This is a genomic window from Paenibacillus sp. IHBB 3054, from assembly GCF_051594305.1.
Taxonomy (GTDB): domain Bacteria; phylum Bacillota; class Bacilli; order Paenibacillales; family Paenibacillaceae; genus Paenibacillus_AQ.
Window position 1 is genome coordinate 1 of record NZ_JBOFBG010000064.1, and the last position, 24,473, is coordinate 24,473.

At 44.5% G+C, this 24,473-nt stretch carries 26 protein-coding genes and 1 pseudogene; 7 read left to right on the top strand and 20 right to left on the bottom strand.

Annotated elements, in window-relative coordinates:
* Nucleotides 1-597, bottom strand: a pseudogene (locus ACQ76X_RS34490) (hypothetical protein); the annotation flags it as partial.
* A gap of 442 nt (nucleotides 598-1,039) precedes the next feature.
* Nucleotides 1,040-2,779, bottom strand: a complete 1,740-nt coding sequence (locus ACQ76X_RS34495) for a methyl-accepting chemotaxis protein (RefSeq protein ID WP_438498348.1) — start codon at nucleotides 2,777-2,779, stop codon at nucleotides 1,040-1,042.
* 344 nt (nucleotides 2,780-3,123) lie between these two features.
* On the opposite strand from ACQ76X_RS34495, the gene ACQ76X_RS34500 reads away from it, so the two are divergent.
* Nucleotides 3,124-3,708, top strand: a complete 585-nt coding sequence (locus tag ACQ76X_RS34500) for a TetR/AcrR family transcriptional regulator (RefSeq protein ID WP_438498350.1) — start codon at nucleotides 3,124-3,126, stop codon at nucleotides 3,706-3,708.
* A 127-nt stretch (nucleotides 3,709-3,835) separates the two neighbouring features.
* On the opposite strand, the gene ACQ76X_RS34505 is transcribed toward ACQ76X_RS34500, so the two are convergent.
* Together ACQ76X_RS34505 and ACQ76X_RS34510 are read right to left on the bottom strand one after the other, a co-directional pair.
* Complete coding sequence (locus ACQ76X_RS34505; RefSeq protein WP_438498352.1) at nucleotides 3,836-3,964, bottom strand: sigma factor; 129 nt, start codon at nucleotides 3,962-3,964, stop codon at nucleotides 3,836-3,838.
* A gap of 22 nt (nucleotides 3,965-3,986) precedes the next feature.
* Complete coding sequence (locus ACQ76X_RS34510) at nucleotides 3,987-4,670, bottom strand: TetR/AcrR family transcriptional regulator (protein ID WP_438498354.1); 684 nt, start codon at nucleotides 4,668-4,670, stop codon at nucleotides 3,987-3,989.
* A gap of 131 nt (nucleotides 4,671-4,801) precedes the next feature.
* Here ACQ76X_RS34510 and ACQ76X_RS34515 point away from each other — a divergent pair, with 131 nt between their 5' ends.
* Entirely contained in the window at nucleotides 4,802-6,154 is a 1,353-nt protein-coding gene (locus ACQ76X_RS34515) for an MATE family efflux transporter (RefSeq protein ID WP_438498356.1), read from the top strand.
* 113 nt (nucleotides 6,155-6,267) lie between these two features.
* Here the strand turns inward: ACQ76X_RS34515 and ACQ76X_RS34520 are convergent, their stop codons facing one another.
* From ACQ76X_RS34520 to ACQ76X_RS34570, 11 genes are all read right to left on the bottom strand, one after another.
* The gene (locus ACQ76X_RS34520) at nucleotides 6,268-6,648 is read right to left on the bottom strand and encodes a hypothetical protein (protein WP_438498358.1); all 381 of its coding nucleotides are present in this window, start codon (nucleotides 6,646-6,648) and stop codon (nucleotides 6,268-6,270) included.
* 353 nt (nucleotides 6,649-7,001) lie between these two features.
* Complete coding sequence (locus ACQ76X_RS34525) at nucleotides 7,002-7,367, bottom strand: GntR family transcriptional regulator (RefSeq protein WP_342480874.1); 366 nt, start codon at nucleotides 7,365-7,367, stop codon at nucleotides 7,002-7,004.
* Entirely contained in the window at nucleotides 7,364-8,020 is a 657-nt protein-coding gene (locus ACQ76X_RS34530; protein ID WP_438498361.1) for an ABC-2 transporter permease, read from the bottom strand. The genes ACQ76X_RS34525 and ACQ76X_RS34530 overlap by 4 nt, the downstream gene beginning before the upstream one ends.
* Nucleotides 8,013-8,867 (bottom strand): ABC transporter ATP-binding protein, encoded by an 855-nt coding sequence (locus ACQ76X_RS34535; protein ID WP_038598143.1) that lies wholly within the window; start codon nucleotides 8,865-8,867, stop codon nucleotides 8,013-8,015. Before ACQ76X_RS34535 ends, ACQ76X_RS34530 begins: the two co-directional genes overlap by 8 nt.
* A gap of 517 nt (nucleotides 8,868-9,384) precedes the next feature.
* Entirely contained in the window at nucleotides 9,385-9,831 is a 447-nt protein-coding gene (locus tag ACQ76X_RS34540) for a hypothetical protein (RefSeq protein ID WP_438498363.1), read from the bottom strand.
* A 32-nt stretch (nucleotides 9,832-9,863) separates the two neighbouring features.
* Complete coding sequence (locus ACQ76X_RS34545) at nucleotides 9,864-9,998, bottom strand: MerR family DNA-binding transcriptional regulator (protein WP_438498365.1); 135 nt, start codon at nucleotides 9,996-9,998, stop codon at nucleotides 9,864-9,866.
* Nucleotides 9,999-10,099: 101 nt separating this feature from the next.
* Nucleotides 10,100-10,660, bottom strand: a complete 561-nt coding sequence (locus tag ACQ76X_RS34550; protein WP_438498366.1) for a DUF4303 domain-containing protein — start codon at nucleotides 10,658-10,660, stop codon at nucleotides 10,100-10,102.
* A gap of 108 nt (nucleotides 10,661-10,768) precedes the next feature.
* A complete protein-coding gene (locus tag ACQ76X_RS34555; protein WP_438498368.1) occupies nucleotides 10,769-11,518 on the bottom strand; it encodes a hypothetical protein in 750 nt (249 codons plus the stop codon).
* Nucleotides 11,519-11,590: 72 nt separating this feature from the next.
* Entirely contained in the window at nucleotides 11,591-12,601 is a 1,011-nt protein-coding gene (locus tag ACQ76X_RS34560) for a hypothetical protein (RefSeq protein ID WP_438498369.1), read from the bottom strand.
* Between the two features lie 139 nt (nucleotides 12,602-12,740).
* A complete protein-coding gene (locus ACQ76X_RS34565; protein ID WP_438498370.1) occupies nucleotides 12,741-13,313 on the bottom strand; it encodes a hypothetical protein in 573 nt (190 codons plus the stop codon).
* A gap of 405 nt (nucleotides 13,314-13,718) precedes the next feature.
* The gene (locus ACQ76X_RS34570; protein ID WP_438498371.1) at nucleotides 13,719-14,519 is read right to left on the bottom strand and encodes a DNA-binding protein; all 801 of its coding nucleotides are present in this window, start codon (nucleotides 14,517-14,519) and stop codon (nucleotides 13,719-13,721) included.
* Nucleotides 14,520-14,739: 220 nt separating this feature from the next.
* Here ACQ76X_RS34570 and ACQ76X_RS34575 point away from each other — a divergent pair, with 220 nt between their 5' ends.
* Nucleotides 14,740-14,997 (top strand): helix-turn-helix domain-containing protein, encoded by a 258-nt coding sequence (locus ACQ76X_RS34575; protein WP_179091783.1) that lies wholly within the window; start codon nucleotides 14,740-14,742, stop codon nucleotides 14,995-14,997.
* Nucleotides 14,998-15,110: 113 nt separating this feature from the next.
* Here ACQ76X_RS34575 and ACQ76X_RS34580 read toward each other — a convergent pair whose 3' ends face one another.
* On the bottom strand, nucleotides 15,111-16,076 hold the full coding sequence (locus ACQ76X_RS34580; protein ID WP_438498373.1) for an MBL fold metallo-hydrolase: 966 nt from the start codon (nucleotides 16,074-16,076) through the stop codon (nucleotides 15,111-15,113).
* A gap of 400 nt (nucleotides 16,077-16,476) precedes the next feature.
* Here ACQ76X_RS34580 and ACQ76X_RS34585 point away from each other — a divergent pair, with 400 nt between their 5' ends.
* Nucleotides 16,477-16,947, top strand: a complete 471-nt coding sequence (locus ACQ76X_RS34585; RefSeq protein WP_438498374.1) for a pyridoxamine 5'-phosphate oxidase family protein — start codon at nucleotides 16,477-16,479, stop codon at nucleotides 16,945-16,947.
* Nucleotides 16,948-17,686: 739 nt separating this feature from the next.
* Here ACQ76X_RS34585 and ACQ76X_RS34590 read toward each other — a convergent pair.
* Complete coding sequence (locus ACQ76X_RS34590; protein ID WP_438498376.1) at nucleotides 17,687-17,926, bottom strand: hypothetical protein; 240 nt, start codon at nucleotides 17,924-17,926, stop codon at nucleotides 17,687-17,689.
* 66 nt (nucleotides 17,927-17,992) lie between these two features.
* Nucleotides 17,993-18,238: a hypothetical protein gene (locus ACQ76X_RS34595; RefSeq protein WP_438498378.1), complete on the bottom strand. Its 246-nt coding sequence runs from the start codon at nucleotides 18,236-18,238 to the stop codon at nucleotides 17,993-17,995.
* 288 nt (nucleotides 18,239-18,526) lie between these two features.
* Here ACQ76X_RS34595 and ACQ76X_RS34600 point away from each other — a divergent pair, with 288 nt between their 5' ends.
* The 3 genes from ACQ76X_RS34600 to ACQ76X_RS34610 all read left to right on the top strand — a co-directional run bounded on the left by ACQ76X_RS34600 (nucleotide 18,527) and on the right by ACQ76X_RS34610 (nucleotide 22,029).
* A complete protein-coding gene (locus ACQ76X_RS34600; RefSeq protein ID WP_438498380.1) occupies nucleotides 18,527-19,210 on the top strand; it encodes a response regulator in 684 nt (227 codons plus the stop codon).
* Entirely contained in the window at nucleotides 19,203-20,573 is a 1,371-nt protein-coding gene (locus ACQ76X_RS34605; protein WP_438498382.1) for a sensor histidine kinase, read from the top strand. Before ACQ76X_RS34600 ends, ACQ76X_RS34605 begins: the two co-directional genes overlap by 8 nt.
* 88 nt (nucleotides 20,574-20,661) lie before the next feature.
* On the top strand, nucleotides 20,662-22,029 hold the full coding sequence (locus ACQ76X_RS34610) for a S41 family peptidase (protein WP_438498384.1): 1,368 nt from the start codon (nucleotides 20,662-20,664) through the stop codon (nucleotides 22,027-22,029).
* A gap of 475 nt (nucleotides 22,030-22,504) precedes the next feature.
* On the opposite strand, the gene ACQ76X_RS34615 is transcribed toward ACQ76X_RS34610, so the two are convergent.
* Together ACQ76X_RS34615 and ACQ76X_RS34620 are read right to left on the bottom strand one after the other, a co-directional pair.
* A complete protein-coding gene (locus tag ACQ76X_RS34615; protein ID WP_438498385.1) occupies nucleotides 22,505-23,707 on the bottom strand; it encodes a macrolide family glycosyltransferase in 1,203 nt (400 codons plus the stop codon).
* A 265-nt stretch (nucleotides 23,708-23,972) separates the two neighbouring features.
* A partial coding sequence (locus tag ACQ76X_RS34620; RefSeq protein WP_438498387.1) for a discoidin domain-containing protein occupies nucleotides 23,973-24,473 on the bottom strand: 501 nt, incomplete at its 5' end.

The window sequence follows — 24,473 nt, forward strand, 5'->3', positions numbered from 1 at the left end:
TGAATCAGCAATCGCCTTCTGTAATTGCAATGCATTCCGGACACGCTCAGACGAGTCACGGGCCGCATCCCAACTTACCTCCCAGGTGCGCTCCAGCTCCTCGCGAGACAACCGCCAAACCGGTTCCTCCGGCGGCACTGCTGCACCGAACCCTAATGCCGCCGCGGAATCCCAGACGGTATGCATATCCGCGGCAGCACGTCCGAGTGAGTGCATCTTATGTTCACCGATCATGCCAGCAGGCACCATAGCGCCCGGACAGCACGTCATGACGGTCATGTACCTTCCGCACGGCAGGATGTGCATGCAGCGCCCATCCAACGTCAGCGGCTCAGGACAGGGTCCACCCGACTGATAAAAAAGAAGTTGCAGCTGCAGCGCATTTTCAATCTTGCCGCGAAACTCCGGATCATGCATCTTAAACCGCTCGGGGTGATAGCTTTTGACGAACAGCCACCCCTTATTCGTCTCGACAATCCACTTCTCGTTCAATAGCCCACGCCTAACACGCCCGGCGGACAGCATCTCAGCCGAAAAATGCTTTTTCAGCCAGTCCGCGATTTCGTTAACTAATTGGTCCTCAGTCGTCAACGGCATTTGAATCCGACCTTTCCAAATCCCTCCGCACCCGAACAGCGAAACTGCGCAGAGAGTGTAGTAGAGTTATGAAACTATAATGAAACAATGTTAAAAAGAGGCAGTTCTCCCCTTTCCGGGGGATACGCCTCTGAATGGTCAGGTCACGGCCATGCTTCGGCCTTGTTATATGCTTCATAATTAAGAATATTATGGGGCTTGGGAATAGTCAAACTAAATAAGGCAGAACATTGTATTGAGCCTTCCTTCTATTATATAAACCCCTGAGATAACAAAATCTTCTGTACTTCGACGACTTTGATTAGCAATAAAAGTGCAGAAAAAATAGCAGCAATCACCCGGCTAACCCGAGAAGTGATTGCTGCTAACGCAATGAGTGGTATATTATTAATCTTTGTCCAAAGCGTAGTCAGATAGCTCCTTTTCTTATTCTCAGTACTAATTATTCTTGTACAATTCGAAACCTGCTGATCATTTCGCTCACTTGTTGGCTTGATTGTTTCAATTGTTCAGCTGCACCATGCAGATGGGAATACGCTTGACTCTGATCGTTAGAAGCCGAACTTATCTCTTCTGTGGCAGACGCTGCATCTCGAGCTACATCGGATATCTTGATAATGGATGAGACCACCTGTTCCCTGTTAACATTCATCTGCCCTATATCCCCATCCATCTCTTGAATCGAGCCGATGATTTCCTTTAGCATATCCGTAATCGATTCAAATACCGTTCCCGACTCCTGAACAATAAGAGATTGTTCGGAGATAACCACCTCTGTCTGATTCATGACCTGCAACGTTTGAGAAACTTCTTCCTTGAGGCGTGCAATAGTTGTGTTAATTCTCCCTGTTGAGTCATAAGTCATGGTCGACAGCTTGCGAATCTCTGTAGCGACGACTGCAAATCCTTTTCCGGAATCGCCGGCACGCGCCGCTTCTATGCTCGCATTTAATGCGAGGAGCTTCGTTTGCTCGGATACTTCATTAATCGTTTGTACGATTGTGGAAATCGTAAGCATCTGTCCTGCCAGGCCTTCAATATGTTGTACGACCAGTTGGTTTGCTTCTGTCGTTTGGAGATTGTGATCCTGCAATTTCTTTACTTTATCCATGCCGCCTCTTAAGACGATTTCCGCCTCCGAAGACAAGCTGGTCATTTTTTTGTTCCTTACATTTACCTTTTCAATCGTGTCCGATAGCGCCATCGCTTCACGGCTCGTTGTCTCTGCCAAGGACGCCTGCTCGGAAGCACCAAATGCAATTTCATTAATGCCCAATGTCATTTCCTCGCCGGTTGCCGTTGTTTGTTCCGCAATAGAGGTAAGTTCATGAGCGGAAGTATTTACATCGCCAATCGATTGGCTTACTATCGAAATGAGTTCTTTCATACGAGATGCCATTATATTAAAATCAGCGGTTAATTCCCCAAGCTCATCCTGGGAGAAGGTACGTATATCGACGGCCAGATTGCCCTCCGCCATCTCTCGGACACGTCCGCGCAAATAACGGATCGGATGATGGATGGATCGGATGATCAAATAACCAAGCAACGATAAAGCAATCAAGCCTGCCAATGTTAAGAGGATACTGATCAATCGCAGGAAGCTGTATTGTTTTTGTGTGCTGTTTAACATGATTTGATTATCATCGTAGTACAGATCGCCTATGTGATCCAACGTGTCTTCCATCTGGTCAAACTTTTCGTTGCCCTCCTGATAAGAAAGAAGATTCGCCCTTTCACGGACAGTTGAATCCTTTGACGATAATCCCTCAATCACTTTCTTGGAGACCGATTCATACGCTACAACCGCTGCTTCGTAGTCTTGAATCAACTTTTCCTCATTATCAAAAATAGTTCCGATTGACTTATACTTATTAAGTTTCTTCTTTGCCGACTCCTTCTGTTTTTCATAATCCTCCAGTTGCTCTAAAAATTGTTCCGACCCTGGTTCATAACTGTACAGCGATCGTTCTGCCAACAGCATCTGATATAGGTCGACGTCCGCTGTACGAATGATATCGATGACTTCCGCCCTGACACTGAGGCTTTCCTCAAGCGAGGATTGTACCCGCTTCAAATTGTAAATCCCAGCACCTCCGATCACAAGGCTGGTGATTACAGTAACGACGACCGTTAGAATTACTTTGTTCCTGATCGTCATCATGAACTTCTTCCCTCTCATTATGCCTCACTCCCATCTAGTCTCTCTCGAGGTAACATGAAGTACTATTCGTCATCGTTTCCATAAATTGTGAAATTGATAGAAACCAAGAATCACGCACATGGTAGGTTTGTTGCTTTTGGATCTCCTTGAACGAGTAAGTTTACCAAATAAAGCGATGATTAAAATAACAGCAACGGGAGCGGCCCATGCTAATTTTTCTATAAATAATTTCAATAAATTTTATCCTTCTCATTTTTTAATACGTTGATTTTCAATATGTGATAATCTTATAATCTGGGAATAGTATAAGCAATAAACAGAAGTAGGGAAGTTGTTGTATTTAAAGAAGAAGGTGATTTTTAATGAGTATATATAAAGAGAAGAAACAAAAAACAAAATATCTTATTCAAAAATCATTTCTCCAAGTTTTAGAAAAAAAGAAATTTGAATCGACTACGATAGGGGACATTACGAAAATAGCACAAATCAATCGCGGGACATTTTATTTGCATTATTTAGATAAATTCGATTTACTGGATCAAATGGAAGAGCAGTTATTTTCAGATATAGGAAATCATATTGATGAATTACAATCTCGCTATTTGCCTACTCGTACGTTCGATATAGAACAAAAACAATTAGCTGATTTATTGTTCAGTTTTATCGAAATCAATGTGCCAATTTTAAAGATATTTTTAAGCGATCATGGTAGAGCGGGTTTTCACATTCGATTTAAGGATACCTTTTCAGAAAAGGTACGTTTTAATTTAGAACAGCATGAAAGCTTCTATGCAAATTTAAAGGTCCCAATGGAATACTTTTTATCCTTTATAACCTCTGCTTTTTTAGGATTAATTGAACAATGGATTCGAAATGGTTTAGATAAAACCCCTAAAGAAATGACAGAGTTGTATATTGAGATTATTTTCTTTATTCAAAGGAAATAACGAGGATCTCTGTTATTTTCTGAAATCGCTTCGCACCCTTTCGACAAGAGCCACTCCTCCATAACGGCAAACGCCTGCCCCGCATCCTGTTCATAGAAGACGACAACCTCTTGCTGGTAGGCATAATTCAATCGTACTGGTCCCAGTTCTGCCAAGCGCGGAGCATGGTATCCTGTACCGCGTCTTCCGCTTCTAAAATGGACCCCATCATCCAATAACAATAACCGATTAGTTCAGAACGCAACTCCTTGAGCATGTCAAACTCTCCAGATGACTTACTACTTCTCCTGCTCTTTTATCACCTGCTCAATCCCAAGCAGAATCAGCTTCAGACCGAACTCAAACGCCCCGTCGGTCCCCATTAGCTCGAATAGCCCGTTCGTAAACATCCTCCGGAACAGTCCCGCATCCGTCTCGCTCATGGAATCCAGAAGCCGAATTATCTCCTCACCCGGAGCTGCTCCCGGGTCCTCCTTAAGGATAGCGGAGACATTGCGCTCATGCTGATAATCGTCTAGGACGAAGTAGTAGACATAGTTCACAAGCGTAGTGACCACTTGCATTTTCTGCGCTTGCGTAAGCGGCGTCGACTCCACGCAGAGCAGCATACGGTTGGTGAACCGGATGATGTCCGGTTCGTGGGGCAGCGTCATCATCATGAGCTGCGTAGAGCAGGGATATCGGCTGAGCACGCTCCGTACCGTTACCGCAAGCCCTGTCAGTTGCTCCTTCCAATCCCCCTCGGAGTGGAACTCCTCCAGAATCACCTTCGATACCTGATTGGCCAGGCGCTGGTAAAGATCCTGTTTGCTCTTGAAGTACCAGTACAGGGAGGGAGCCTGAATCCCCAGCCTGTCGGCCAATCGTCTCATGCTGAATTTCTCGATGTCCTCCTCTCCAAGAAGCTCCCATGAGGCTTCCAGAATCCTGTCCTCCGAAATTTGAGGCTGCTGCTTTTTCATCGTTATCCGCCCTTTATCTAACAGTGTAAGTTTATGCTTTACAGGTTTATAGGTTCATGATATCATCTAACACTGTAAGGTTCAATCTAACACCGTTAGATTGGATAAAATAAAGAAAGTGGTGATCCAAAATGGATGCAGAAAACCTTTATTACTTTGAAAAAGCACCGGTCGCAAAGGCCGTAGCTCACTTCGCTATACCGATGATGCTAGGCACATCAATGAATGTCATATACTCCATCTTGAATGCCTATTTCCTTGGTACACTCCATAATACTGCTATGTTAACCGCACTCGCGCTAACCTTGCCGCTTTTCGCAGTCATTATGGCGCTGGGCACCTTGATTGGCATGGGCAGCGGTACCTACATCTCCCGTATGCTAGGAGAGAAAAAGTATGATGACGTAAAGCATGTGTCTTCATTCGCTTTTTACAGCAGCTTAGTTCTCGGTCTTCTCGTGATGGCCGCGGGTCTCCCGTTGATCGATCCCATCGTTCATGGCCTGGGGGCAACGCCTGACTCCTTCGGATTCACGAAGGACTATGTCACGGTTATGCTTATCGGTTCACCGTTCGTCGTGTTATTTTTCACGCTGGAGAACATCGTGCGCTCGGAGGGTGCAGCCATCACGTCAATGATCGGTATGATTCTAAGTGTTGTTGTAAATATCATTCTCGATGCGCTCGTCATCTTTGTGTTCCACTGGGACGTGATCGGCGTTGCGTCAGCTACGGTCATTTCTAATTTGGTTGCGAGTGTATACTACGCCTTCCATATGGGATTTAAAAGCCAATTTTTAACTGTCTCCGTAAAATGGTTCAAGGCTACCAAAGACATTCTGGGCAATGTATTCAAAATCGGGGTTCCCGTCTTTATTATGAGCATTTTTTTGGGGGCAATGTCGCTTATCTTCAACCATTTTCTTGTCGAATACGGGGATTCGGCCGTAGCGGCTTACGGAATTTCATCACGTTTATTGCAATTTCCTGAGTTTATTCTGATGGGCTTATGCGAGGGGGTCGTGCCGCTCATTGCCTTCTCTTTTGCAGCGGATAAATTGCGCATGAAGAATACCATTGGATTTACGATCAAAGTGATTGTGGGGTTAGCAGCCGTATTCGGCATCATCGTCTATTTAGTTTCCGACCATTTAATTGGTCTTTTTACAAATGACCCGCAATTAATTGAAATGGGCAGCTACATTCTGCATGTGACGTTCTTATCCTTGTTCATTACAGGAATGACCACTTTATTTACCGGGGTCTTCCAGGCAACAGCGCAAGGAACGGCCGCGTTTATTATGTCAATTATTCAAGGTGTTACGCTGATTCCTGTGCTTTATATCGCCAATCAAATGAATGGCTTCCACGGGGTGGTCTGGTCGATTGTCATTGCGGATGCCGCCGCATTCCTTGTCGGTGCCGTCATGCTGTATGTTCTGCGGAACAAATTGCAGCCGGAATTGGATAGTTTGGTACAGTAGAAGTTATGTAACAGCCAGATCAGCCAACTTTGGAGTTCTGCGGCCTCTTTAAAAAAAGAAGGTGCGAGAAGCCGGTTCATCACCGGACGCTTTTCGCACCTTCGCTTTTTTGTCTAAATCAACGCGTTGAAATGGCCCTCTGAGTTTACCGTCGCCGTCCGGGGATCGGTCAGACCGACGCCCTTGAGGCCTCCCTTTCCTTCCGTCCGCCAGAGCGGGAGATGGTCTTGCAGCGGAGGAGCCAGTACAAAATCGACCGGGGTGCTACTCCCACTTTTCTGTACCAGTTGGGCCTCCATCAGTCGAATTTGCCGCTGCAGCTGCTCCCTGCGATAAGGAGTCTGCATCTCTCCGCCCTGCGCTGCATTCACCTTGTCCAGTTCCACCAGCAACCGGTTCCGCTGCTTCTCCAGGGAACTGACATCGCTTTGTGTACCACCGTAAGCTGCAATGGCCTGTACCGGGCTGATGCCTGATACCGTCTGTGTCGCCATGATCTTTCCCTCCGTTTCCTTGGCTCCTAATCCAAATTCAGCCAAATTTGAAAGTTCTAATCATGTCTATTACCCGGCCACCCCCGCCATGACAACATTCCAAACGCATATCGGAAAAAAATCGTCGCATAGTCTCAGTCGGCCGCTTGTTTCGCTCATACCAAAGACCCATCGAGGACCTGTAAAAGTCCCTTCAAGGTAAATCATTAATCTGTAGCATAAACAAGCTCGCAGGAAAAATATCTACGTAACATTTCGACCAGAGTGACCTACCTTGCTCCTACGGTCGGTATGCTGTAAATACAGGCTCCTGCGAGCTTTTTCATGATACCTTATTTCATTTTTCTGTACTGTTAATAAATCTTGTTCAGCAGCCCAATCACTTCATCAAGGGTGAGGCCAAAGGACTTGTAATATGATGTGTCGCTGTCCATTTGCTTCAGGACCATTTCGTTGCGTATCCGCAGCATCTCATCGGGCGAGAATTCGGCTACAAAACATCCTTTACCTGTTACCGTATTGATCAAACCGCTTCGCTCAAGTTCTTCCCACGCTTTCTTTACGGTGATAACACTAACATGAAGTTCCAGGGCTGCCTGACGAATGGGCGGTAAACAATAGCCGCTTTCCAGCTCACCTTTCAGAATTTGTGCGCTGATCTGTTCGTAAAGCTGCTGATAAATCGGTTTCTCGGATGTGCTCGAAATCGTTACGTTCATAATATCTCCACTCTTAGGAATCTCTTTACCGCAATCCGATAGGCAATCAGGGTGAATGAAATAAAAATTACGAGGCCCGCGATCAGAATGGATAGCTGCAGCGCTTTATTATCCATCCCGGAGCCATAGAAAATGTCGTTCATCCAAGGACTTTGGATTCCGGCCCATTGGGCCACTCCGGCAAAAAGTATAGCGGCCGTAGTGGATGCGGTCGTTGCCGCGCCATACTTATACGCCGTCTTGTAGTACATGGATATAAATATGATGTTGAAGATCGCAAGCATGATAAAGCATAATCCCCAAAAACCCATGTGTGGTGCATAGAAAATGTAAGTCAGATGAGGGTATAAGCGAAACGTAAATATACCGAAGATCATCGCAACAAGAAGATGCATTAGTTCAAGAATGACAACAACGGCTATCCTGGACTTCACGATGTCTGTTTTGGTCACTGGCATCATCGTACTAAACATCAAATCGTTCTGACTTTTAAATCCGCCAAACATGTTCGGTACAGTTATGAAGCAGAAATATAGCGGGACAAGAAAGTAGACCCAACCGGGAATAAGCATTAAGCCACCCAGAATTAAGGGTAATACGAAGAACCAGGGATTTACTCCTAATTTCAAATCCTTCATCACCAAATTATACATATACATCCTCCTTTTTCGCGAAGTAGATCATGATTTCATCGAGGCTGGGCGTGGTTGCCCTTAGGTTGGAGGATGGATCGAAATCATTGGCATGAATCAATCCGGTAAAGCCGAACGAGTTGATTTTGTAGGAAATCAAATATTCCTTTACTTCGCTCAATTGGGCCTCGCTGCCGCTGATTAAACGATAGGACTCCTTAAACTCGTTTTTCTCGGAACTGGCGACGATTTGCCCGTGTTCAATGAAGGTTATATAATCCGCACATCTTTCCAAGTCGGATGTAATATGGGTAGAGAAAAGAATACTGATCTCGCCGCCAATGATAAGCTCCTGAAAGATATCTAGAAGATCGTCTCTTGAGACAGGATCGAGTCCGCTGGTCGGTTCATCAAGGATAAGCAGCTTTGCGCCATGCGATAAAGCAAGGGTCAAGCTGTACTTTACTTTCATTCCTGTAGACAGTTCCGCTATTTTTTTATTTTCATCCAATTTGAATCTTTTTAGATAGTTGTAGTAAGTTTCATCATTCCAATTCTTATAGAACTTCTTTGTAATATTGGTTAGCGTTTTTATCTTGCTGCGTGTATAGAAATCGATATCACCGAATGCGCATCCAATTTCCTGCTTCAATTCGATTTCATGTTCAGCGATGTTCTTGCCAAAAATGCTGATCTCGCCACTATCGGCTTGAACCATGTTCAAGATTGATTTTATCGTGGTCGTTTTTCCCGCGCCATTGACCCCGATAAAACCCATAATATAACCCTTCTCCAATTGAAAAGATACATCTTTGATCTGAAAGTGAGGATATCTTTTATTTAAATTTCTAATATCTAATGCCAGCATACCATACCTCCTCAACAAATTGTGTATTCCGTGTATACACAATGTATCATGAGGTTTTTTCAAAGTCAATTGCTTCAAGACGCAGAACGACATGAGAGCTAAGCCAGCGCCACACATCCCTGATCCCCGAATAGTGATAATCCTTTTTTAACGGGATTACAGTACGGTTCACAATAACATCACTAAAGCTATTACATCTGTAAAGTTAGCCAAGCAATGTACGAATAAGCTTCCATATGCTTCTGATCTCATTTTCGTTATTCATATCCTGTTCCCCCCATAATTTAATTCTTCTATAACTTAAACTATGGGGCCATCCCAAGGTCAATAAATTACTTAAACAACCTTATTCAATGGGGATATAAACTTCTAAATATGACTTTAATACTCCTTCGTGGTAGCCTACTAATAACATCCCTATAATTACTATGCCTTTATGTTTATAATTATTGGCATCCATCCACTTCTCACCCTTTATAAAGTTATCCTCCATCACGTCTTCATACTGTACTCCATCTTAAACAATCGTATATAAACATTTTTCATAGTCTAAAATATCCTTTTCCCCTACAGCATTATCAGCCTCTATATCTTTGGTAACCAGCATTGTATTGGATTGTATTCCCTCTTCATTAAAAATGATATACCGTTTTAAACTCTTGAAAATTGGCTCCTCAGCTAATTGATTTCTGTTATTATGTATAACTTCAAATTCCTTATAAGCTCTGAAATCTGATATTTCTTCCAATATTTTTATAGGTGCCATGGGCCTTATCGAATAATTATTTAAGTGTTTTTCAATATCGTTGCAATCCTTTTTAGCCTTTTCAATTCTATGGGCTATAGTATTTAATCTGGCTATATTTTGAATTATTTCATTGTGTTTTTCATCCAAAATACCTTGCATATCTTTTATATCACTTTCTTTGCATAGCTTCTGAATAGCCTTAAATTCCAAATCCAATGATCTATAGAACTCTATTGCCAATACAGTATCTATATCTTTAAAATCATATTGTCTATATTATTTTCATCATTTTGTATTGGTGTCAAAATCTTTTTTTCTTCATAATATCTTAACTTATCCTTGGAAATTCCCATGATGTTAGCGATCTGACCTATTGTGTACATAGTCCCTCTCCTTACTTCTCTTCTATTCTCTTGGTGATAGTAATCTTAATCCCGGCTCAACGCTTCAATTAATTCCCCAGAGATCCCGAAAGCGGATACTTCTACTCCGCCGCTTCCGTCAGCCATGCTTGCATAGCAGGAGATTCCGCCCGATTCAAACGCAGGGCGATTTCGGTATTGATCTCATCCGGCGGCACGACCTCGACAAGGACGCATACTGACTCCCGCAGTTGATTCAAGGCAAACACGCCTTCATCATCGAGTATCTTCATCGCCAGCTCCATGGCCTTCAGCCTCAAATCAAACTCGCGATTCCCTTCGTCATTCTCAAGATCCGCAATGAAAGGACGCTCGATAAATCGTTGTTTAACGTGCTCGAAGTTCTCATCCCCGAAACAACAATAGGGTGAATCAGCATAGGACCATTTGATGAGCTCCGCAATCGTCGATCCCGGTGTGCCACTTTCGTCTCCTTGCCTGGCTGCTTCCCTCTCCAAGGCCTCCCATGACCAGGCGGAGATGCTTGGTGCATGTCCCTCGCCAGTAGTATATAGCGTACAGTAATAGTAACGTTCGCCATTTTCAAAAAGAGTTCGAAAAGACGTTCTGGCCGCATCGGCGATCTCTATCGCCAGCGTCTCTATTTCTTGCATCGGCTTCATGACAATGGCCCTCCTTTCCGTTAGTCGTTTTCAGTTTTTCTGCCAAACGTTCATACATGAGTTCGATCCTCTCTCCCTATACATGGGTGTATTGTAAGTTTTGGATGATCATCTGTTATTTTCTGAAATCGTTTCGCACCCTTTGGACAAGAGCCACTGCTCCATAACGGCAAACGCCTGCCCCGCATCCTGTTCATAGAAGACGGCCACCTCTTGCTGGTAGGCATAATTCAATCGGACATAGCCACCTAGTTGCCGGTAGAACAGGAAGCAAGCATAACGGGTCTCAATGGACAAATCCGGTGGAAAATCCGCTTGGCACATTCCGGCGAGATCGGGCAGTGAAAGCCGGTCCTGCCCTTGCGGCAAACGCAAAAAGAGATGGCTCCGCGTGCCCGTCCACGGTTCATAATAGACGGCCTCCTCTTGACTGATTCCATACACCTGACGATATATTTCGTCCAGCACCAAGGCGTACATCCCTTCGTCTTCCTGCTCCCGCACCTGCAGGGAAATCGCCTTTACGTGCTCCGCATGCCGGGGTAGCCAGAGCACCCCGGCCGTCTGGGGATGCACTGCCAGAAAATCACCATCCACCGTTGTACCTATAACAATACACTCGCCGATCTGTTGCTCAGTAATGGGGCTGTTTTCGTCATGCTCCCATAACCCGTATTCGGCAAAAGGTTTAAGCACCTCCGTATCCGGAAACTGGACATTCAACCACCCTCTGTAAGTCCCTTCGCCGAATCGCCGCAAAAACCGGAGATAGCCCGGTGGATAAACAGTAGCTTCTTCTTTTGTAAGTGCTTGGTTATGGCTATGAGACAGAGGTTTTGGCCGAGATACGATGTACATAAATACTCCTCCTTAATCTGTACTGAGGCTCTCGTTCGGAAATTTAACTGTGACCGCCAAGACTACGCCCTTTTATTGGAAACCCAATTTTAATAAAGATTGTTGTATTTCCCGGTCTGCTTTACTCTTGAAAGTTGCAAACTCCACTGAAGATAAAGAATTGGGAAGTTTCTGATTGATAAAGGAATCAAAATCGATTGCCGTTCTTAAAATGCGAAGCTTGTGCAGCAAAGGCAGTTGCTCCATTCCCATCAAACGGGTCAAGCCTTTACAATTCCTGATAGATAGCTCCTCCAGTGCCTTCATTTCCTGGTCAAAGCTGATTTCTTGCAGCTGGATTTGATCCTCAATAACAAGTCTCTTCAGCGCTTGAAAGGCCGTAATATTGGTTAGGTCATGAAAACCGCGGACTCTACTGATCTCCAGGTTCTCGATTGTATTCTCTTCAATTTCCCGAATATGCTCTCGGCCTCCAAGCAAAATGCGAAGGTGCTCCAGCTTCCTCAGCCGGTTAATAAAATGTAACGGCAGTTTGCTGATCGAATGCAGCGCGAGATAATTCAGGTCCTCCAGATAACCTATAGCATCAAGGTTTTTAACCTTGCCCCCTACATGCAACTCTTCCAGATAAGAGAACTCTTTAAAATATTGCAGGTTGAGGGTCTTTTTATCCGAGATAATGTTTAAAATTTTTAGGGAGCGCAACGTATCAATCCCCAGAATTTCCGAATTCTCCAGCTCGTATATGCCTAAGCTCAAACTGTACAGATTATCCAGCTTGGCCAATGCTTCGGTGTTATGTGCCTGGACGAGACTATCAAGGTGCAGCATTTTGACATGGGGAATGCGCAAGAGAGTATCACAATCAAAAGATAGGGAATAGTGGGCGTAGAAACGTACTCCGAAATCCTCATCCCAGCGCGCGCAAAGCTCATCCACTTCTTCCAATATGGAGCCATAAAACTCCGGGTGAGAGAACTGGACAATTACTTGGTTGCCGCCGCGCAAATCCTGCTCGATCTGAACCCGGTCCAGCGCAACAGGATTATTAATCAGAATCCTTCTTTTCCATATTTTGCGCATTCATAAACCCTCCTATTTTCCATTGATCACAGGTCCATATTTACTGAAAACCCACGATTTGCTCAAGCAAGATACACGGCAGTTCATCCTCTGCCCCTTGTCCGCAATATGGAAGCGAGCCTATACAGCTCAAGTGTTTTCAAAATTCATATTTCGCAAATCGTTCTCTGAGAGTTTCTTCGTGCGGGATCCACTCCCAATCGCTCCATAAAGACATTCTTACGAGTTCTGACAGCTTATCTACGGCTTGTTCCGGACTTGTAATGCTAATAAAGTCGTCAAAATCCTCATTACGGATATCCAACGCTTTCCGCAAGTAGTCATCATTAAGACGCTCTTCTTTGAGTTGTTCATATTCATCCCTCGTCCACTGTTCACAAAAGATTCTCTCGGCCTGAATGTCTCCATTCTCGAAAAACGACAATTCGAATATTTCCTCATTCATATATCCGGCGGTCATCACTGGCTCCTCGATAAGCCGGGACAACGTTTTGCCGATCTCCTTCACTGTACCCCATACAAAATAATCGTAGAGCACGCTGATCCAGTTCTCGTTGCTTTTGCTAACGTAGATGACAACTTTGATCTCTGGAGCCTCATTATTTGACTTGCCTAATACTGAGGCATGCCCTTCGCTTAGCTCTCTTAATGCTTCGACAGTCTTCTCAAGGTTGTTCGACTTGATATGCAAATTTGCGAATGATCTTCCCACGAGATAGCCTCCTCTAATCGCTTTCTTATTCAGTGTGACTTTTGTAATATCCTATAGAGTGATTCTATCTATGTCTCTTTTTTCCATTATAGCAATCGCTTGTCCTGAATCTACCTACTTTTCACCTGGATTTTGGAAATGACCTTTGTGAACTGCCCCCCGTCAAGTAGACAGTACAAAAAATAAAAGGTAGTTAAGCGGCCTTGGTCCTGAATTCAATGGGACTTAATGCAAAGATGCTTCCTGTAACTTTTGTAATCAAGGCAAGAAAACTATAAGAGTACAGTGAGGAGCACTGAATGGATTAAGCTGTGGCCCTTTCTCGAATTACTGAACTATCGTTTGAAAGCGTAGAAGCCTCTCATGCTCATATGAGCGAAGCCAAATCAGCGGAAACCCCTTAGGTCATCGTTCCTTAATCATCCTCTGAACCTCCCGCACCTGCTCTGCCGTCGCCCAATCTCGCAGCGATTCGAAGAGCGCCAGACTTCTTTTAAAATAACTGTCGTTCCCCGACCTATGGGCTAGCCTTACGGCTTGCAGTACCTGCTCCAGTGCCTCCTCCGTTCTTCTCGCCCGCTTCTGATACAACGCCAGGTGATGGCTGAAGCTGTAATAGTGCGCGAGATTGCCCTCATCCTCATATGTACCGAATTCAGCCGTCTGGTCCGAAAACGTCTCCAGCAGCTCATCCACATTCAGTCCATGCCGCAGCGCGGCCCGCAGAATTGTATCCAGCCCCGGTAACACTTCTTCGGGATTCTCCCGCAAAAAATCGGTATAGGCAGCCAGCACCTCCACATGGCCAGACAGCAGCTCCAGCGCATGCCCATTCGCTTGGGCCAGGGATCGGAACTCCTCTACAACCTCCAGCCCATCCTCACCCAGATCCTCCAGCCACCCCAGTTCGGCATACTTATCAATGTACGCCCGCGATTCCTCATACTGTCCCTTCTCCTGGTAAGCCATTCCCCTCATCAAATGACTGAAGCCATAGTAATAGACCATTGGATGCTGCAGCTCAAATGTCAGCATTGGCAAGGACTTAGCCTTCCGGTACTGCTGCTCCTGGTACAAGCACTGCACGCATTCGTACAAAATCTCCGCCGTCTCTATCACCTTGTTCCACTTCTCCAGGCGGCAAGCCATCTCTAACATCTCCACAATGACATCCGGGTTGATTGATTTTAGGAAGGATGGGCGCACGGGTAGAGCCTCCTTTGGGCTAAAAGAATATTTTTGCTTTTTGAGGATAAATTATCTGTGCGATATTTTACGGGTCGGGTAACTTGGGATGATTGAGAGCCTAATATTAGGATTTCATAAATAGCTACATAAATTGTATATATTTTACTTTTTGTTGAATACTTTATCTGTTGTGGCCATTATATCAGATTGATAATGGACTTAAAAGGGGTAAATTTCCTTGAGCGATCCGTCCAATATCATTAAGCAAATTATCGGTAAAACGGTGAAAGCGATACGTATCAAACAAGGCTTAAGCCAAGAAGATCTAGCGCATGAATGCAATGTCGACCGATCCTATATTTCCATGATTGAGGTTGGCAGAAACGAACCTTCCGTCAAAAAAATTTTTGACCTTTGCAAAGGGCTAAAAATCAAACCGTCCGACTTTTTCAAAATGGTTGAGGTGGAGTATGAGAAAGCGCGAGAGAACGAGTGAATGTAAATAAGAGCGGGACATAGGGCTGTCGACCTGTGTTCCGCTCTTGTCGTTATATTGCGATATCATTTTAAAATAACGATCAAACCACTTCCAATAAAGAATATTCTTCGTTAACCCTCTAATTTAGTGATCATGTCATACACCTTACTCAAATTCGTCTTAAAGTATGTAGTAAAGTACCAGTTACGATACAATTCCGGTACTTCAATCTCATCAATGCTTTTCTTACTTTGAACGGCTTCTGCCACAATTGCCGTTATATCGGTTATATATCCCTTCACTTCGTGAAGTTCTTGCAAAGAGCATACTTCGCCATGTCCCGGTACGATAGTTTCTACATCCAGCAGTTCGACCTGCTCCAAAATATTCAGCCATTCCTGAGGATTGGCATACGCCAAAACCGGGTGATGTTTTGAGAGCACCAGATCCCCTATTACGACAATTTTGTCTTCCGGAATGTACACGATTGCATCACTTTGCGTGTGTCCCCCACCAAAGGTAATGAGTTGAATGCTACGATTACTGCCATGTATGGTCATCTGCTGATCAAAAGTTATTGTCGGCAGCGAATGTACTAGATTGGGGAGCATCTTCATAAACTCACGGTCACTAGCACTTTCCCATGCCATTTCCCTTTTTAACTTTTCATCCGTCTCTTGTTGTATTTGCTCTTCAAATTCTTTGATAGCCTGATACATCTGCACCGTGTTTTCCCGATATTGGGCTAACCTGTCTCTGGCAAAAGTATTCATAATCTCACGAGTAGTTGATGTTGAAATAATATTAGCCGCAGGTAAAAACACTTGATTTCCAGAGGTATGATCACTATGCCAATGCGTGTTGATTACATAGGATACAGGGTTTCCCGTGAGGTACTCTGCAGCAGCTTTCAAATCCTCTGCAGCCTGTATTGTCGAGAATGTATCCACGACAAGAGTTATATCGCCTAGATCAATGATTGCTGCATTCCCCAAAGAACCGGTACCTGGAACTGCAATCGCTGCAATTACACTATCAGCAATGTAATTCAGCCGAAAATGCTCGGAGCCTCTAAATGATTCAATCCTATTTTTCATAGTAACCTCTCCCTTCCAACATGGGAATACACTATACTCCAAATCAATACAGTAGACAATAATTTTTCTCCAAAAAAAGTAGGCTATATAAGCTGAACTTATCAAGGATGCAAAGCAATTTCACAAACCCTTGTGGAAAAGGAGAACGGCATTGCGCAATTGCTAGGCTAATGCTACGGTTCACCGTAACATCTATAGAACGAAATCGAGTGGCACCTGCTCGAGTACCTTATACTATTGCTAAGCGTACTATTTTAAAACTCTATCAGTTCATACCTAAGTCGAGCAGAGGACTATGATAGCGATTTAATATTTTATCGTATTATTCTTCACATGCACTAAGATTTTACAATGATAAGCTTAATAATATATGCCTTATGACACTTTAGGAGGTAATATAATGAGCAAGTACGACGAAGCCATGAAGCTGCTGGATGAACAAGTGGGTAACAAGGACGGCCTGATCTCTCTGTCCACCATCGCGCTGGAACCGGGGGCCAATGGAAAAATCCGTCCCGCCGCCCGCATTGTGGACGCCTATTATGAGGACGGCGCGTTCTACACCGTCACTTACGCGACCTCAGGCAAGATGCAGCAGATCGCCCAAAACCCCGAAGTCGCCGTTTGTATCATCGTCGAAAACTTTACGGCCGATGGTATCGGTGAAAACCTGGGCTGGGTATGTGACGAGAAAAACGCGGAGATGATGACAAAGCTGCGCACAATATTCGCCGAGTGGTATAACGAAGCCAATAACGACGAAGACCCTAACACATGCCTGCTGCGCATTCGCCTGACAAAGGGCCTGTGGAATGACGCCCATAAAGGGATCAGAAATGAGATTGATTTTGTCAATAAGACGGCAAATTAAGTGGTCTATGTGGTTTCTATATTTTGCATATTAGGTTGCTGCCATTGGGGTATAAGCATACTGTGTGGTTCGCCTTATTGGATTAATGTGAAGTAGACATTTGATAACAGACAATGTTAGCTCAAAGGGAGTGTCCGCACACTCCCTTTTTTTCGCCGTTACTCTCTTAGCTTAAATCTACCTTTGGAAGATGGAGACTTAGGCTTACAACAAGTCATATCTTATCCTGCGTACAACCTGAATTAAGTGGTCAACTTTTTCTGTTAATGGAGTAACCTCAATCATGTAACCCGCTTCGTTTGTCATGAATTTCCTTCTTACTTTATATTGAACGCCTTCAAACACTATAAACTTCCCTGCTTCTAGCCCCTCATTTGAAGTGATCTTTATAAAGCCCTTCTGGTTAGGTAGTTTTAGATTATAGCCAATCAATGCCCCATTCCTTTCGAAATACATTTTAAAAGTCGTATCTCCGATGCTCTGTATACTGCCGAATACGATTCTCTAATATGTCTAAGGTTTCTTCGATATTAACTCCATCATCATACTGAAGAATCTCAATATAATGATACACAATCTCTGAACCCAACAATAAATTATCACTATTGTCTTTAACATGACCCCTATCACGTAAACGTTGAATAGACGTTATAATTGATTGCTCATCTAGTTCCATATCTTCTAACTCTTTTGTTTTCTCTTGTATGTTCGTTAAGTTTACTTAGCCCCCTTAAATGAGTCAAATAATGGTGACTATTGCAATATCCTTTCCTGCCCAAAGATTAAAGCTATAACCTGCTTCGAGCAATTGCCACGGTGCTTCGTCAACTATAAAAGCAACATCAGCATATGTATCCCATGCACCATCAATATGTCTTGTTATCCTAACTAGCACAGTCCATGTATTACCATAAAATATCCTATCCTTGATTTCACCATATGATCTGCTTACTGGAGGTTTCCAGCTTCCAGACCTCAACAAACAGAAACCCCTTTTCTATTAAAGAAATAACCTTCGAGCCGACCCCCGAAGCTGATACAGCAATTACTGAGCCAATTCCAATCGCTGCTGCATTCTACTCCCTCGGAGACGCAGAAGACTCTCTTCCAGAGCGTCATCAGGCAGATTCACTTCGGCGTCCCGAAGAACATACAAAGCATTGAACTGGAATTCAACCCGCAGTTGCAACAGCATTTTTTTGAATGCCATGCCACGTTTTTTTGCAGAACCATCACGTTTGCGAGATTTACGATTCGCAATTCCGCCCTTTTTGCCCTTTTTGCTTTCCAAAAATAGGTCTCATCACTTTCCTCTCAGATATCATAGCGATTACGGAGTATTGAATCGTTTTGCAACGGCCCCCCTTTTCCGTGTAAGATAATAGTGAGGGGACTTGTCATTATGACGATAGGGCTTCCGTTCAATGGAAACCTTTCTTTAATGATAAAAAGTTCGGTGAAGCGTTAAAGCGAATTTGGCAAGAAAAGCTTCAGCTTGCTCAGGGTCATTCCTTACGGAGCGGGCTTCGAATAGATGCTTTTCTCATGGCAGGGAAAGTTAGTACGAGGTGAATGAACATTGTCGACGATTATGGTAGTGGATGACGACGCCTATGTCCGCGAACTGGCAGGGCTGTTATTAAGAGACGAAGGTATGGACGTCGTAGAGAAAATGGATGGTCTCGAAGCCTGGGATTATTACTTGCATCATTCCGTCGATTTAATCATTTTGGATATTATGATGCCCGGCATGGACGGTTGGGAGCTGTGCAGAAAGCTGCGGGAGGCCGGGGACAAGCCGATACTGATGGTCACGGCCAAAAAGGAGTCGCTGGACAAAGTCAAAGGCTTTCGATTGGGGACGGACGATTATTTGACCAAACCTTTTGATCCGATGGAGATGGTTATGCGGGTCAAGGCACTGCTCAAAAGGTATCGGATCGCTACCTCCCATATCGTGAAGCTCGGTCGAGTCATTCTCGATAAAACGAGCTACCAGGTTCACTTTTCCGATACGGGCGGGGAATGGGCTCTTCCTTTAAAAGAATTTGAGCTGCTTTACAAACTGGCCAGTTATCCCGGGCAAATTTTTACGCGCGACATGCTGATCCGCGACATCTGGGGTTACGCGTACAATGGGGATGAACGCACCGTGGACACGCATGTCAAACGTCTGCGCGACAAGTTTGAGCAGTATGCCGAAGATTTTCGCATCGTAACGATGCGCGGCATGGGCTACCGTCTGGAGGCGTATCATGATTAACTCGCTCTATGCCCGCGTCGTGTTCACGTTTCTGGGGGTCGTCATAGTCAGCCTGCTCTCGGGTTTTTTCGTTCAAAGCTATTTCTACAAAAGTCATATCGAAGCGATCGTGGAAGAGAAGATGATTGGCAATGCCCAAATGATCATTCAATTATATAAGAAATTGGCTCCGAAGGATGCGAAGGCTTTCGTGGAAGTAAGCAATTCCATGCCCTTCTATAAGATACGGTTTTATGACAGCGCGGGAACGCTGCTGAACCCGGGGAGCGCTGCTCCAGACCGGCAGAAGGATCAACCGTATCTGCAGCAAGTGCTCAAGCAAAACAAAATTTATCGCAATGAGTCCAGCGAGGATGACGAGATTACGGTTGGCCTACCTTTTGCGCTGAACGGTTCGCCGCACGTCTTGTTGGTTACGACCCAGACCAGTTTTTTCCTCGACGAAATCGATTCCTTGATCCAGTATCAGCAGCTGTTTACTCTCGGTTTGGGAAGTATTCTGGTGTTGATCGCTGCGCGGTATATGGTCAGGCCCCTGCAGAAGCTGACGCATGCAACGCAAAGAATGGCCAGGGGCGATTTTAACGTTGGCCTGTCTACCAAACGTCGCGACGAAATTGGACAGCTTACCCTAAGCTTTAACGCGATGGCGGCTGAATTGGGAAGGCTGGATATGCTCCGTCGGCGGTTTGTTTCCGATGTATCCCACGAAATCCAATCTCCTCTAACGTCGATCAAAGGATATACCCGTGTGCTGAAGATCAAGTTCATGGACGAGAAAACCCGTATGCGGATGCTGAATATTATCGACGAGGAGAGCGACAGGCTGTCCCGGCTGTGCGACGATCTGCTGGAATTGACCAGCCTGGAGCACGAGCATGCAAAGCCCGCCCCGCAAAAGTTTCGTCTCGACGAGCAACTGCGCAAAGCTGTCATTCGCCTGGAACCGCAATGGTCTGCCCGCAATCTGGATATGCAACTTATGCTGGAACCGATAACCATTGTGGCGGATGAAGACAAGATGAATCAGGTGTGGAACAACTTGCTTGGCAATTGCATCAAATTTACCGCCGATCATGGAAAGATAATGGTGGAGTCCTTCAAGAAAAGCGAAAGCGCAGTCGTCCGAATGACGGACAATGGAATCGGCATACCTGAGGAGGAAATCAGCCAAATTTTCAAACCGTTCTACAAAGTGGATAAAGCGAGAAACCGCAATGTTAGCGGCAACGGAATCGGTCTTTCCATCGTGAAGCGAATTGTCGATCTTCATCATGGAAAAATCGAAGTGTCCAGCAGATTGGGGAGCGGAACCTCCTTCTCGATCACACTTCCCCTCGAAGATACAAAGCCCGAATTGTAATCCTCCGTTCAAACTGAGGACAAATTCGGGCTTTATACTATCCTAGAAAAGCCAATTTTATATTTTTTGATCAGAAGGAGGACCAAAAATGAAAGTATTGATTGCCATCTTGACCCTCCTGACATTCAGCATGTCGGGAACCTATGTCCAGGCGAAGGAGAACCAGAAGCAGCCGCCCCCCGCAACCGCAGCCGCCGAGCGCCAGCTTTGGCAATCGAAAGGGTATGGCCATATACTCGAAATAGAAGGCCAATCCGTTAAGGTCTACAACTACACCAAGGACAGCTTGGTACCGTTCGGGAAAGGAAATATCGAGAACAACGGCGACATTTATATTAATGAAGTTTACGACAACACCAAATCCCTGCAGCAATTTAATGCCCCGCGATTTCCGATGGGCCGCTTCGTTAACGGCAGCTTGACCGATGGCTTGGGGTACGTGCAGCATCTCAAACGGATCGATAATCTTCCCAAGGTGAAGTATAACGGATTCAGCAATGATCCCGTGCAAAATTTTGAAGTATTCTGGCAATCCTTTGAAGAGAATTTCAGTTTCTTTCCGCTCGTCAAAGTGAATTGGAAAGAGGTGTACAAAGAGTATCGGCCCAAAGTTGGCGCCGCTACCTCCGAGAAGGAACTGGAAGACATTTTGACGCAAATGTTCCAAAAGCTGAACGACGGACACAGCGTCATATTCGATAAAAAGGGTATGATCTTCTCCAAGTCCAAAGTTGAGCGAGAGGAATTTTTCAAAGCCAATTCGAAGTCGATGCAACGAAACGTCGAAGACGGATATATGAAAGGGGCCGTAAAGAGCAAGCTCGACGGGCGCATTGTTTATGGCCAAACGAAAAGCGGCGGCGCTTACATTAAGCTGATTGGTTTTGACGAGTCCGATCCGCAGAAAATTGACCAAGCACTGGCGGAAATGGTGCAGGATCTGGCGAACTGCCGCAACTTTATGATCGATATGCGCTTTAATGAGGGGGGTGAGGACTTCTTCGGGTTGAAAATAGCCGGCTTGTTTGCCGAGAAACGTAAGCTGGCGTATGCCAAACAGGTCCGAACAGGCGGATACGAGCAATTCTCCAAGCCTACGCAGGTATATATCGAACCGGGAGCAAAGCAGTTTTCAGCTGACAATATTGTGGTGCTGACCAGTCCGATAACGGTAAGCGCCGGCGAGACAGGGACGATGGCCTTAAAAGCATTGGACAAAGTAACGGTTATCGGGGAAAAGACGTGCGGACACTTTTCGGACATGCTGCTTAGACTGTTGCCGAACAAACAGTTATTCTCCCTGAGCAACGAACGCTATACATCGCCTGACGGCACTAATTACGAGCAGCGCGGCCTGCCGCCGGACGAAAAGATCATGATCAAGCAAGCCGATATTGATGCCGGCAAGGACCCGGTGATGAACCGAGCTTTGGAATTGCTTAAAAAGAAGCCATAAGGGATATCCCTTTCACTCATCGGGACTCCTCCAATGGGATAAAACACAAGCCCCTGGCAAATGTAAATGCCGGGGGTTTTTTGGCGTTCATTCCGCAAAATCACCGGGTATCCCGAAGCCATTGATAGATACGATTCAGCAGCATTTAACAAAATTACTAACGAATAAAACACCATAACATCAGACAAATCAAAACACCTTCAAGAAAATACAACCATTCGTAAGATGTAGAGACAACCTTGGAGGTGTTTTTACGTTGGCAACAAGAGTTAGTTATTTTGTAGAAATAAAGATGAAAGCCATAGAAATGAGATTAGCCGTAGTTCCTCAACGAATTGAAAATTCGTTATGCCATTATAGCATGCTAACGGCAATTTTTAAGGCCATCCTTTTTCGGATAGCCTCTCTCTTTTTGACTTGAACAATCGTTACTCTGTAGCACCATCCTGGTTGCGCTCCTGATACCGCGTTACATTTAGATGTGATATTGACTTTTAAAGTCTAATATCTCGTCAACGGCTTGATAATACCCGCCTGCTTTTCGAAAAGATTCCCTAAGATTTGCGGCAGCTTTCTTGAAAGATGAGAGGCCTATCACATGGTCTACAGCTTCACGTAGTTGATTTGCGGTCAAGCTTTGCATTTGTAATTGAAGGCCTGCTCCGATATTGGCGACTTGCCTGGCAATGATCGGCTGATCCGCGCTTTGTGGGATTACAATTAGCGGAACCCCGTAATAGAGACCTTCAAGGGTACTGTTCATTCCGCCATGGGTAATAAATAATTTCGCGTATTGCAAGACATCCGTTTGTGGAACGTAATTTTTTACGATGAAGTTTTTAGGAATTTCCCCTAAATCTGAAATTTGAACTTTATTTCCAATCGCCATGACAATAGGATGATCCGTGTTCTTAAATGCCTCAAAACAAAGCTTATAAAAATCAATGGCTTGGTTAAAGACCGTACCCAATGAAATGTAAATGAGGTTTTTTTCCTTGATTGCAGGAATGTCGAAGTTTTCTTCAGTGAATCTCGAAGAGATGGATGGACCTACAAATTTATAAGTTTGGTCGAATGCTTCTCCATCCGGTTGAAACTCCCTTGTTGTATAAACGATTGTGAGCGATGCAGGATTACAAAACACTTCGTATGGAGAATGGATCTCCACATTGTATTTCCCCTTCATTCTTGCCGTCAGGCTTTGAAATTTATCGTTTATAGGTTTAGCTATTTCTGTAGGGACTTTTGTGAAAAATGGTTCCAGCATTTTATCGAATGAATCTTTTGTCTGCGCAAAAGAAGTGCAAGAGTTGACTGCAGGAAGCTTAAGAATTTGAGCAAGCAAATGTCCGCAGCCAAACATGGAATCATGGATGATGTAATCGAAATGCTCTCCTTCGATCTGCTCAAGAACGCTTGGTATGACGATATCTGCCGTAAGTAAAAGACCGTTGATTCTCTCGAGTAAATAGTCTCTTCCGCCTGAGATAAAGGCTTTTATAAACTTTTGATCGTCAAATGTTCGTACCGAAGCCCCCGTCTTCTCCATACGTTCCCGAAAAGCTTCTATACAAAAGTACACCACCTCTTCTCCACGCAGGATAAGCTCTTGCACAACTCCAATTGTTGGATTGATATGTCCCTCTGATCCGCCATTAATAAATAAAACACGCGCCATATACACCACTCCTTAGGTATACTGTTCTCTAAACTGGGTTAGAATTCGATGCACCCCAAGCAGTGTCCCCGCTAAAAGGATGGCCTTTAGGATCGCTAATCTATTCTAATTGCCTCGATATAATGCTCGATCCTCACTTCATTTCCGGCGATTATACCACCCGTTTAGCCAAATTCGTTGCGTTCGATACTGGCTATTGAATGAAATCCTGCAAGATTCTCCGAGCCTTCCCGAGCATTGACTACCGATCCCCAATTCGAACAAATTACTTAAGTACAATCAATTCTGACACGCAGGTATCAGCAAACTTTTTCCCAGGGTAGGTCGATAGTATAGTTAATTTAATCTTGCTGACTTCTTGATCGATCTGACCGATCTGTTGCGAAAGAAGATATATGCTATTCTGGTCTGCAGCTTTCTTGGAATCGAAAGGCAAGTCAGCAAGATCAACATCTTCCGTTATCCATTCTGACTTATTATTAGTACGCACAAGGTACGATAAGCGAATAGTTTTGATTCTTGCATTGTTCTCATAGCTCTCCTTGCTTTTCATATAACCGTTGATAATCCGCACACCGTCAACATATGTACCTGGTTTCAACTCTATAGTAATGGTCTCCCCGATTCCAGTTCCTTTGGCGCCTTCAACCCATGCTGTATTCAGCTTCCCATCAAACATATTCGTAATTTTGTACTCTTTCCCTAACTCAGTAGAAGCAATTGCGCTCTTGAACTGACTTATCGGTATTTTTGAGGCTGTAATATG

What these genes read in the sequence shown, in the direction of transcription:
- ACQ76X_RS34495 (WP_438498348.1), bottom strand. Translation starts at nt 2,779, where the DNA reads ATGAGAGGGAAGAAGTTCATGATGACGATCAGGAACAAAGTAATTCTA.
- ACQ76X_RS34500 (WP_438498350.1), top strand. Translation starts at nt 3,124, where the DNA reads ATGAGTATATATAAAGAGAAGAAACAAAAAACAAAATATCTTATTCAA.
- ACQ76X_RS34505 (WP_438498352.1), bottom strand. Translation starts at nt 3,964, where the DNA reads ATGCTCAAGGAGTTGCGTTCTGAACTAATCGGTTATTGTTATTGGATG.
- ACQ76X_RS34510 (WP_438498354.1), bottom strand. Translation starts at nt 4,670, where the DNA reads ATGAAAAAGCAGCAGCCTCAAATTTCGGAGGACAGGATTCTGGAAGCC.
- ACQ76X_RS34515 (WP_438498356.1), top strand. Translation starts at nt 4,802, where the DNA reads ATGGATGCAGAAAACCTTTATTACTTTGAAAAAGCACCGGTCGCAAAG.
- ACQ76X_RS34520 (WP_438498358.1), bottom strand. Translation starts at nt 6,648, where the DNA reads ATGGCGACACAGACGGTATCAGGCATCAGCCCGGTACAGGCCATTGCA.
- ACQ76X_RS34525 (WP_342480874.1), bottom strand. Translation starts at nt 7,367, where the DNA reads ATGAACGTAACGATTTCGAGCACATCCGAGAAACCGATTTATCAGCAG.
- ACQ76X_RS34530 (WP_438498361.1), bottom strand. Translation starts at nt 8,020, where the DNA reads ATGTATAATTTGGTGATGAAGGATTTGAAATTAGGAGTAAATCCCTGG.
- ACQ76X_RS34535 (WP_038598143.1), bottom strand. Translation starts at nt 8,867, where the DNA reads ATGCTGGCATTAGATATTAGAAATTTAAATAAAAGATATCCTCACTTT.
- ACQ76X_RS34545 (WP_438498365.1), bottom strand. Translation starts at nt 9,998, where the DNA reads ATGTACACAATAGGTCAGATCGCTAACATCATGGGAATTTCCAAGGAT.
- ACQ76X_RS34550 (WP_438498366.1), bottom strand. Translation starts at nt 10,660, where the DNA reads ATGAAGCCGATGCAAGAAATAGAGACGCTGGCGATAGAGATCGCCGAT.
- ACQ76X_RS34555 (WP_438498368.1), bottom strand. Translation starts at nt 11,518, where the DNA reads ATGTACATCGTATCTCGGCCAAAACCTCTGTCTCATAGCCATAACCAA.
- ACQ76X_RS34560 (WP_438498369.1), bottom strand. Translation starts at nt 12,601, where the DNA reads ATGCGCAAAATATGGAAAAGAAGGATTCTGATTAATAATCCTGTTGCG.
- ACQ76X_RS34580 (WP_438498373.1), bottom strand. Translation starts at nt 16,076, where the DNA reads ATGAAAAATAGGATTGAATCATTTAGAGGCTCCGAGCATTTTCGGCTG.
- ACQ76X_RS34585 (WP_438498374.1), top strand. Translation starts at nt 16,477, where the DNA reads ATGAGCAAGTACGACGAAGCCATGAAGCTGCTGGATGAACAAGTGGGT.
- ACQ76X_RS34605 (WP_438498382.1), top strand. Translation starts at nt 19,203, where the DNA reads ATGATTAACTCGCTCTATGCCCGCGTCGTGTTCACGTTTCTGGGGGTC.
- ACQ76X_RS34610 (WP_438498384.1), top strand. Translation starts at nt 20,662, where the DNA reads ATGAAAGTATTGATTGCCATCTTGACCCTCCTGACATTCAGCATGTCG.
- ACQ76X_RS34615 (WP_438498385.1), bottom strand. Translation starts at nt 23,707, where the DNA reads ATGGCGCGTGTTTTATTTATTAATGGCGGATCAGAGGGACATATCAAT.